The sequence below is a fragment of the Rhodococcus sp. O3 genome (genome assembly GCF_048897285.1).
Lineage (GTDB): Bacteria > Actinomycetota > Actinomycetes > Mycobacteriales > Mycobacteriaceae > Rhodococcus.
On sequence record NZ_JBMBTE010000162.1, the window covers coordinates 1 to 9,199 of the forward strand.

The 9,199-nt window shown below is 70.0% G+C and carries 9 protein-coding genes and 1 pseudogene; 9 read left to right on the forward strand and 1 reads right to left on the reverse strand.

Annotation, left to right across the window (positions count from 1 at the left end; translation table 11 throughout):
* The 8 genes and pseudogenes from ACN675_RS25920 to ACN675_RS25955 form a co-directional block, all read left to right on the forward strand.
* Positions 1-590 (forward strand): annotated as a pseudogene (locus tag ACN675_RS25920) (hydroxymethylbilane synthase); the annotation flags it as partial.
* A 63-nt stretch (positions 591-653) separates the two neighbouring features.
* Entirely contained in the window at positions 654-2,219 is a 1,566-nt protein-coding gene (locus ACN675_RS25925; RefSeq protein WP_420753563.1) for a uroporphyrinogen-III synthase, read from the forward strand.
* Positions 2,220-2,291: 72 nt separating this feature from the next.
* Positions 2,292-3,269, forward strand: a complete 978-nt coding sequence (gene hemB / locus ACN675_RS25930; RefSeq protein WP_420753564.1) for a porphobilinogen synthase — start codon at positions 2,292-2,294, stop codon at positions 3,267-3,269.
* 116 nt (positions 3,270-3,385) lie between these two features.
* The gene (locus ACN675_RS25935; RefSeq protein ID WP_420753565.1) at positions 3,386-3,811 is read left to right on the forward strand and encodes a hypothetical protein; all 426 of its coding nucleotides are present in this window, start codon (positions 3,386-3,388) and stop codon (positions 3,809-3,811) included.
* 103 nt (positions 3,812-3,914) lie between these two features.
* Positions 3,915-4,049, forward strand: coding sequence for a hypothetical protein (locus ACN675_RS25940; protein WP_269437511.1), 135 nt, complete (start codon positions 3,915-3,917; stop codon positions 4,047-4,049).
* A gap of 48 nt (positions 4,050-4,097) precedes the next feature.
* Positions 4,098-4,574 (forward strand): hypothetical protein, encoded by a 477-nt coding sequence (locus ACN675_RS25945; protein WP_420753566.1) that lies wholly within the window; start codon positions 4,098-4,100, stop codon positions 4,572-4,574.
* 87 nt (positions 4,575-4,661) lie between these two features.
* Positions 4,662-4,865: a heavy-metal-associated domain-containing protein gene (locus ACN675_RS25950; protein WP_420753567.1), complete on the forward strand. Its 204-nt coding sequence runs from the start codon at positions 4,662-4,664 to the stop codon at positions 4,863-4,865.
* A 227-nt stretch (positions 4,866-5,092) separates the two neighbouring features.
* Complete coding sequence (locus tag ACN675_RS25955; protein WP_420753568.1) at positions 5,093-6,148, forward strand: PQQ-dependent sugar dehydrogenase; 1,056 nt, start codon at positions 5,093-5,095, stop codon at positions 6,146-6,148.
* Positions 6,149-6,151: 3 nt separating this feature from the next.
* Here ACN675_RS25955 and ACN675_RS25960 read toward each other — a convergent pair whose 3' ends face one another.
* Positions 6,152-8,086 (reverse strand): acyl-CoA dehydrogenase, encoded by a 1,935-nt coding sequence (locus ACN675_RS25960; RefSeq protein ID WP_420753569.1) that lies wholly within the window; start codon positions 8,084-8,086, stop codon positions 6,152-6,154.
* 181 nt (positions 8,087-8,267) lie between these two features.
* On the opposite strand from ACN675_RS25960, the gene ACN675_RS25965 reads away from it, so the two are divergent.
* Positions 8,268-9,199 (forward strand): glutamate-1-semialdehyde 2,1-aminomutase (locus ACN675_RS25965; protein ID WP_420753570.1); only part of this gene is annotated, 932 nt, incomplete at its 3' end.

Sequence of the window (9,199 nt, forward strand, 5' to 3'; positions counted from 1 at the left end):
CGCAGCTCGCCGCGCTCGGTCTCGGCCTCGACATCCAGCCGCTGCGCGGCAACATCGACACCCGGCTCGGCAAGGTCGAATCCGGCGAGCTCGACGCGATCGTCATCGCCCGCGCCGGCCTCTCCCGCATCGGCCGGACCGACCGCATCACCGAGTCCCTCGAACCGGTGCAGATGCTGCCGGCTCCGTCGCAGGGGGCACTCGCCGTCGAGTGCCGCGCCGACGATCCGGAGATGATCGCCGTGCTCGCCGAGCTCGACGACCCGGCCAGCCGCGCCGCCGTCGACGCCGAGCGTGCACTGCTCGCCGAACTCGAGGCCGGGTGCACCGCGCCCGTCGGGGCGCTCGCCGAGGTCGTCGAATCCCTCGACGACGACGGCCGGGTGTTCGAGGAGCTGTCGGTGCGTGGCTGTGCCGCCGCACTCGACGGTTCCGACTCGATCCGCGCGAGCGCGGTCGGACCACTGGAGCGTGCCGCCGAGCTCGGTCGCGCCGTCGCCCGGGAGCTGCTCGACCTCGGAGCCCGCGACCTCATGGCCGCCGACGAAGGTGCCGGCAGACCGGCCGAAGAAAGTGCAGCAGATGTTTGACGCCCTGCCTTCCCGTTTCCGATTTCCCGATACCGCAGATTTGATCGCACTGGAGAATCACCGATGAGCCGAGTCCGCAAGCACACTCCCGGACGGATCCTGTTCGTGGGATCGGGGCCGGGCGACCCGGCGCTGCTCACCGTGCGCGCACGCGACGTGCTGACGAGCGCCACCATGGCCTTCACCGACCCCGACGTGGACAAGGCCGTCGTTGCGCTCGTCGGCCGCGACGCCGGCAGCGACCCGGAGACCGGGGAACCGATCGCCGAGGTTCGTCCCGCGCTGGGCGAGCCCGCCGAGGTCGCGAAGACGCTGGTCGCCGAGGCCAGGAATGGCCACGACGTGGTGCGTCTGGTCGCCGGGGATCCGATGACGACCGATTCGGTGATCGCCGAGGTCAACGCGGTGTCCCGCACCCAGGTGGTGTTCGAGGTCCTGCCGGGCCTGCCGTCCGGCTCGGCCGTTCCCAGCTACGCCGGCATGGCGCTGGGTTCGTGCCATACCGAGGTCGACGTCCGCGGGGAGGTGAACTGGGCTGCGCTCGCCGCCGCGCCCGGCCCGCTCGTGCTGCACGCGACCTCCGGTCACCTGGCCGAGACGGCGAGTGCTCTCGTCGAGCACGGTCTCGCGCCGCAGACCCCGGCCGCGATCACGGTGCGGGGCACGACGCGCCAGCAGCGCACCGTCGAAGCGACCCTCGCGACCCTCAACGACGCCGGATCGGAGCTGGTGGGCCCGCTGATCGTCACCGTCGGCAAGGTCGTCTCGCACCGCAACAAGCTGTCGTGGTGGGAATCGCGCGCCCTGTACGGCTGGACGGTGCTGGTGCCGCGCACGAAGGATCAGGCCGGTGAGATGAGCGATCGTCTCGTCACCCACGGTGCGATCCCCATCGAGGTTCCGACCATCGCGGTCGAGCCGCCGCGCAGCCCCGCTCAGATGGAACGGGCCGTCAAGGGCCTCGTGGACGGTCGCTACCAGTGGGTGGTGTTCACCTCCACCAACGCGGTGCGCGCGGTGTGGGAGAAGTTCGAGGCGTTCGGTCTGGACGCGCGTGCGTTCTCCGGTGTCAAGATCGCGTGCGTCGGTCAGGCCACCGCGGACAAGGTGCGGTCGTTCGGTATCACCCCGGAGCTGGTGCCGACGGGGGAGCAGTCCAGCGAGGGCCTGCTCGCCGAGTTCGCGCCGTACGACGACGTGTTCGATCCGGTCAACCGCATCCTGCTGCCGCGCGCCGACATCGCGACCGAGACGCTCGCCGAGGGACTGCGCGAACGCGGCTGGGAGATCGACGACGTCACCGCATACCGCACCGTCCGGGCCGCGCCGCCGCCGGCCGAGACCCGCGAGATGATCAAGACCGGTGGTTTCGACGCGGTGTGCTTCACCTCGTCGTCGACGGTCCGGAATCTCGTCGGTATCGCCGGTAAGCCGCACGCGCGCACGATCGTCGCCTGCATCGGTCCCAAGACCGCGGAGACCGCGATCGAGTTCGGTCTGCGGGTCGACGTGCAGCCCGAGACCGCGCAGGTCGGTCCGCTGGTCGAGGCGCTCGCCGAGCACGCCGCCCGGCTGCGCGCCGAGGGCGCTCTGCCGCCGCCGCGCAAGAAGTCCCGAGCCCGGCGCTGACTCCACTCGTGCGCGGTTTCGGTAGCCACCGCTACCGGAACCGCGCACGACTCGTATCGGAAGGTGTGAACCGTGTATCCGGAATTCCGTCCCCGCAGGCTGCGTACCACCCCGGCCATGCGGCGACTCGTCGCCGAAACCTCGCTCGAGCCACGACATCTGGTGTTGCCGATGTTCGTCGCCGACGGGATCGGCGCCCCCCGCGAGATCTCGTCGATGCCGGGCGTCTTCCAGCACACGTTCGATTCGTTGCGGGCCGCGGCGACTGCGGCGGTCGAGGCCGGCGTGGGCGGTCTGATGCTGTTCGGTGTGCCGCGCGCGGAGGACAAGGACGCGCGCGGATCCGGCGCCACCGATCCCGACGGCGTGCTCAACCGGGCGCTTCGGGATCTGCGCGACGAACTCGGTGACGCGACGGTGCTCATGGCCGATACCTGCCTCGACGAGTTCACCGACCACGGGCACTGCGGTGTGCTCACCGAGTCCGGGCGGGTCGACAACGACGCGACGCTCGAGCGCTACGCGGAAATGGCTGTGGCGCAAGCGGAGTCGGGGGCGCATCTGCTCGGTCCGAGCGGAATGATGGACGGGCAGGTCGCGTCGATCCGCGCGGCTCTCGATGCGGCCGGCTTCCAGGACGTCGGACAGTTGGCGTACGCGGCCAAGTACGCGTCGGCGTTCTACGGCCCGTTCCGCGAGGCCGTCGGATCGTCGCTCGAGGGCGATCGCCGTACCTACCAACAGGATCCGGCGAACCGGCGCGAGGCGCTCCGTGAGGTCGACCTCGATCTCGCCGAGGGGGCGGACCTGGTGATGGTCAAGCCCGCGATGTCCTATCTCGACATCCTGCGCGAGGTCGCGGATCGTTCGGACGTTCCTGTTGCGGCATACCAGATTTCGGGGGAGTACTCGATGATCACGGCCGCCGCGCAGAACGGCTGGATCGACCGTGACGCCGCCGTCCTCGAGTCGCTGACGAGCATCCGTCGCGCCGGCGCCGACATCGTGCTGACCTACTGGGCCGCCGAGGCTGCGGGCTGGCTGTCGTGACCGGGCCGATGCCGATGCCCACGCCGGGGCAGGGACCGGTCGGTGAACCGCGTCCGATGCCCGTCGACGTCGGAACGGCCTATCAATTGTGGTGTGGCGTCCTGATTCTCGGGATTGTGTCGACGGTCACAAGCCTGGCCGTGATGTGGCGGGATCGTCAGGCGTTCGTCGATCAATTGATGGATCAGATGCCCGAGATGTCCGGGTCGGAGGCGATGACGCGCGACGATTGGCTCGCGCTGATTCCGTTCGGTCTGGGCGCGGCGGCGGTGGGCAGCTTCGTGATTCTCGGGTTGCTCTATCTCGTCGTGCGACAGATGCGCCGCGGAAAGAACTGGGCGCGCATGCTGTTGACGCTGGTCGGGGTCTTCATGACCCTGTCGACGGTGCCGACGTTGTTCGGTGTGGGCGCCGGTGCGGGCGTCGAAGGCTGGGTGCTCGGAATCGTCGGCATCCTCCAGGCGGTGCTGACGGTGGGCGCGATCGTACTCATGCATCGACGCGAATCAAATCTGTACTTCCTTCGGATTCCTAATAATTGAGCTTACGGCGCGGGTTTCATCCGGCTATTTGACCTTGCGCGCGTAGGGAGTACGGTGGGCTCGACCAACGGTCTGTGGCCGTACCCGACGAGCGTGAGGACTCATGCAGGTGGAACACCCGTACGTGGAACCGCGACCCTACAGCCGTCGACGTGAGGCGCTTCTGATCGGCCTCATCGCAGTCCTGGGTCTCGTGACGCTCGTGCTCCTGGTCGTTCCCGGCACCTTCTCGGCCTGACGGACTGCTGCACCTCGACGGACGGCTCACCTTGACCGACAGCTCACGTTGAACGACAGCGCATCCGCGCCGCTGTTCCACGAACCCGGCGCCCGCTGGCGGGCAGTGGCGTTCGGTCCGCTGTTCTGCCTCGTCGCTCTGCTGATCGAAGTGGCGACCGGTCCGGTCGTGCACTGGTTCGCGCTGCCGGTGATGGCGGTGGTGCTCGCCGTGTTCGCGTACATCATGGTCGTCGCCGGCCGCCGGCACGTGAGCGTCGAACTGACCGAGACGGTGTTGCGGCAGGGGACCGAGGAGTTGCCCGTCGCGGACATCGAGGCGGTCCTGCCGCCCGCCGATCCTGCGGCGGCGGACCCGGCTCGCTGGGAGAACGCACGCACCCTCGGGGAGCTGTCCGGCGTACCGCGCAAGCGCACCGCAGTCGGATTGCGGTTGCGCGGTGGCACGTTCGTGCGGGCGTGGGCAAAGGACGATGCGGAGCTGCGCAGGTGCCTCGACGGCCTCGTGAGCGGGCGTGCACGCTAGACGGATCGGGTGGCTGACGTACCGCATGACGGGTGGTACCCCCTGGGGGTATCGTCGGTGGTGATGTCGAGACTCGAAGGAGCCACAATGCAGAACACCTACCGTGTCGAGGGCATGACCTGCGGACACTGCGTCTCCGCCGTGCGCGAGGAGATCTCCGCGATCCCCGGCGTCTCCGAGGTGGACGTGAACCTCGAGACCGGCACCGTCGTGGTCACCAGCGACACCGAACTGGACCCGCAGGCCGTCGCGGATGCCGTCGACGAAGCCGGATACGCGCTCGTCGCCTGACCCCATGGCTGCGCCGAATTCGTGACCGCGCCGGAATCATGAGCAGCAGACTGCGCAGGACCGCCGCGTCCCTCCTGGCCGCCGCCACATTCGTGTGTGCGGCGGCGTCGTGCACGAACACGGAACCGCCCAGGACACCGGGGGCCGAGCCGCCCGGAAACACCGTGGCGCAGCCGCCCGGGGACACCGTGGCGGAGCCGCCCGGGGATACGGGGCAGGAATCCTCCGTGCCGGTCCCCGCCGTGAGCGCACCGCCGTCGGTCACCGTCGAGACACTGGTCGACGGGCTGGACCATCCGTGGGACGTCGTCCGGGCTCCCGACGGCACGCTTCTCACCGGCGAACGCGGCGGGCGCTTCGTCGTCCGCCGCCCGGACGGGCAGGTCACCTCGCTGGAGGCCGACCTGTCCGACCTCTACGCGGTCGGGGAGACCGGCCTGATGGGGCTGGCCCTGTCCGACGACTTCGCCACCGACCGGACCTTCTACTCGTGCCAGGGTCACCGCGACCCGGACGACGTGCGCGTGCTCGCCTGGACCGTCGACCCCGACTGGACCACCGCCACCCGGGTGCGCACCGTGGTCTCCGGCATGCCGGTCGCCGCGGGCGGCCGCCACGCCGGCTGCCGGATCCTCGCCCACCCGGACGGCAGCCTCTACGTGGGCACCGGCGACAGCGCCCGCCCCACCGTCCCGCAGGACCGTGCCAGCCTCGGCGGCAAGGTGCTGCACCTGAACCCCGACGGAACACCCGCCGTCGGCAACCCCGATCCCGGCAGCCCGATCTACGCCCTCGGCCACCGGAACGTGCAGGGACTGGCACTGCAGTCCGGCACCGGGCGCATCTACGCCGTCGAACAGGGCACCCGCCGCGACGACGAGGTCAATCTGCTCGAACCCGGCGGCAATTACGGCTACCGCCCGGACCGGGAACCCGGCCGCTACGACGAGTCGGTGCCCATGACCGACCCCGACCGGGTGCCCGGCGCGATCGGTGCGGTGTGGAGTTCCGGGTCCCCGACGATTGCGACACCGGGCCTCGCCTTCGTCACCGGCGATGCGTGGGGACCGTGGTCGGGAGCCCTCGTGGTCAGCAGCCAGCAGGCGGCCCGGCTGATCCTGCTGAAACTGTCCGAGGACGGGCGCAGCGTCGTCGATTCCGCGACCCTGCTCGAAGACACCTACGGCCGGCTGCGGTCGCTGACCCCGCTGCCCGACGGTTCCCTGCTGGTGACCACGGACAACGGAGACGACGACCGCATCCTCCGGGTGATTCCGAACTGAGACTCAGACCCGGCCCGCGTCGGTTCCCGGTCCGTCGAGCATCGCCGACCCCAGCAGGAACTCGGGCACGCCGAGCCCCTCGACGAGCGTCGCCGCGTGCGGGCGCAACGACCGGCACCGCTCGTTGATGCCGCGCAGCACCGCCTTCGCCCGTTCCACGGACAGGTGCCGATGCTCCATGAACCACGCCTTGTCGTCCTCGATGACGCTCAGCGCGTACAGGTCGCACACATCCGACAGCAGTTCCCGGGCCGTCTCGTCCTCGCACGACTCGATCCCGGCGACGAACGCCTCGAGCACGACCCGGTCGATGTGTGCGCGGGCTGCGTGCAGCACGTGGTCCTGCACGAAGTTGAACGCGTCGAACTGGCTGTCCTCCCGCTTCGACGCCGCCTGCAGCCGCCGCGCCGCCGTCGAGAGCAGGTACTGCTCGCGGTCCTCGAACATCGTGAGCTGCGTGCCCCGGTTGAACAGGCTGCCGTCCTCCTCGTTGTCCTGCCGGGTGTCGACGAGCGTCTGGATGATCTGCTGCGCCGCGGTGCGCTTCTTGACGATGTCGGAGACGGTGGTCGCGGCGAACCGCATCCACTCGACCGGGCTCATGCCGCGCACCTCGTCGGCGTACGCGGTGAGCAGTTCCTTCGCGACGAGCTGGGTCAGGACGTGGTTGTCGCCCTCGAAGGTGGTGAACACGTCGGTGTCCGCCCGCAGCGACGTCAGCCGGTTCTCGGCCATGTAGCCGGCGCCGCCGCACGCCTCCCGGCACTCCTGGATCGCGCGGGTCGCGTGCTCGGTGTTCGCGACCTTCAGGCCCGCCGCGCGGCCCTCGAGCTCGCGCTGCTCCTGCGGGTCGACGTCCTCGACGGGGGTGGTCTGGATCCGGTGCATCGTCGAGATCAGCTCGTTCTGCGCGAACCCGAGCGCGTACGAGCGGGCGATGAGCGGCAACAGCCGGCGCTGGTGGACGAGGTAGTCGAGCAGCAGCACCTCCTGCTCGTCGTTCGGCGCGGAGAACTGGCGGCGCTGCAGCGCGTACTGCGTCGCGATCGTGAGCGCGACGCGCGCCGCGGCCCCGGCGGACCCGCCGACCGTGACGCGGCCGCGCACGAGGGTGCCGACCATGGTGAAGAACCGGCGGTTCGGGTTCTCGATGGGTGAGTGGTAGGTGCCGTCCGGGTCCACGTCCGCGTACCGGTTGAGCAGGTTCTCCCGCGGCACCCGCACCCCGTCGAAGCTGATGCGGCCGTTGTCGACGCCGGGCAGCCCGCCCTTGTATCCGCAGTCGGAGGTGGTCACGCCGGGCAGGTCGTTGCCGTGCTCGTCGCGGATCGGCACGACGAAACAGTGCACACCCTCCGTCGCGCCGCCGGTGATCAGTTGCGCGAACACCGCCGCGACCGTGGCGTGCTGTGCCGCCCCGCCGATGTAATCCTTGCGCGAGGACGGGGTGGGGGAGTCGATGACGAATTCCTGCGTGGCCGGGTCGTAGGTCGCGGTCGTCTCGAGGGCCTGCACGTCGCTGCCGTGGCCGGTCTCGGTCATCGCGAAGCACCCGAGCAACTCGAGGTCGATGAGCGGGCGGATGTAGCGCTCGTGGTGCCGCTGCGTGCCCAGGTTCTCGATGGCACCGCCGAACAGGCCCCACTGCACGCCCGACTTGACCATCAGCGACAGGTCCGACATCGCGAGCATCTCGATCGACGCGACCGCGCTGCCGGGGTCGCCGGTGCCGCCGCTCGCCTCCGAGAAACCGGCCGACGCGTAGCCGGCGTCGGCGAGCAGCCGCATCTGGTCGAGGACGGTCGCGCGGGCACGGTCCAGGTCGGGAATGTGATGGGGAGCGAATTCCTCCCGTGCCAGGTCGGTGCGTGCCCGGGAGCGGGCCTGCCGCCACGCGCCGTCGAGAGTGTCGCGGAGATGATCAGCTGTGGTCGCCATGAATCCGACCCTAGGGCGGTGCCCCTGTTGGTGCTGCGGTTCCGGGTGCGGCACGCCGTGAACCGGGTGCCGTGAATCGGCGTTCCCGCCGGACAACCGGGGTTCCCGCCGGACCGAGACGGAGGTCACGCATGCCCGGGTGCCTTTTGGCAAATCCGCCGAAACTGGGACACTGGAGGTCGTGACTGCGACCCCCGATGCCTCCCGCACCCACGACACTGCTTCCGCCGCCCTGTTCGACCGGGCGTCGAAGGTGACGCCCGGAGGCGTCAACTCGCCGGTTCGAGCGTTCGGTTCGGTCGGCGGAACCCCCCGGTTCATCGCCTCGGCCTCGGGCAGCACGCTCACCGACGTCGACGGCAATTCCTATGTGGACCTGGTGTGTTCGTGGGGGCCGATGATTCTCGGCCACGCGCATCCCGCGGTCGTGGAGGCGGTCCGCACCGCCGCGACGTCCGGTCTGTCGTTCGGTGCACCGACCGCCGGTGAGGTCGAACTCGCCGAGGAGATCGTGGCGCGGATCGCGCCCGTCGAACAGGTCCGGCTCGTCAATTCCGGGACCGAAGCGACGATGAGTGCGGTGCGTCTGGCCCGCGGATTCACCGGCCGCAGCAAGATCGTCAAATTTTCCGGGTGTTATCACGGTCACGTCGACGCGCTGCTCGCCGACGCAGGCTCCGGTCTCGCGACCTTCGGCCTGCCGACGTCCCCAGGCGTGACGGGCGCGCAGGCCGAGGACACCCTCGTGCTGCCGTACAACGACCTCGAGGCCGTCCGTGCCGCGTTCGCCGCCAACCCGGGGCAGATCGCCGCCGTCATCACGGAGGCGGCCGCCGGCAACATGGGTACCGTCCCGCCGCTGCCCGGGTTCAACGAGGGGCTGCGGGAGATCACCCGCGAGCACGGCGCGCTGCTGATCATGGACGAGGTGATGACCGGGTTCCGTGCGAGCGCCACCGGCTGGCACGGCATCGACGGGGTGGCCGGCGACCTGATGACCTTCGGCAAGGTGATGAGCGGTGGCCTGCCCGCCGCCGCGTTCGGTGGCCGCGCCGACGTCATGGCCCGTCTCGCCCCCGCCGGCCCGGTCTACCAGGCCGGCACCCTCTCCGG

What these genes read in the sequence shown, in the direction of transcription:
- ACN675_RS25925 (WP_420753563.1), top strand. Translation starts at nt 654, where the DNA reads ATGAGCCGAGTCCGCAAGCACACTCCCGGACGGATCCTGTTCGTGGGA.
- ACN675_RS25940 (WP_269437511.1), top strand. Translation starts at nt 3,915, where the DNA reads ATGCAGGTGGAACACCCGTACGTGGAACCGCGACCCTACAGCCGTCGA.
- ACN675_RS25950 (WP_420753567.1), top strand. Translation starts at nt 4,662, where the DNA reads ATGCAGAACACCTACCGTGTCGAGGGCATGACCTGCGGACACTGCGTC.
- ACN675_RS25960 (WP_420753569.1), bottom strand. Translation starts at nt 8,086, where the DNA reads ATGGCGACCACAGCTGATCATCTCCGCGACACTCTCGACGGCGCGTGG.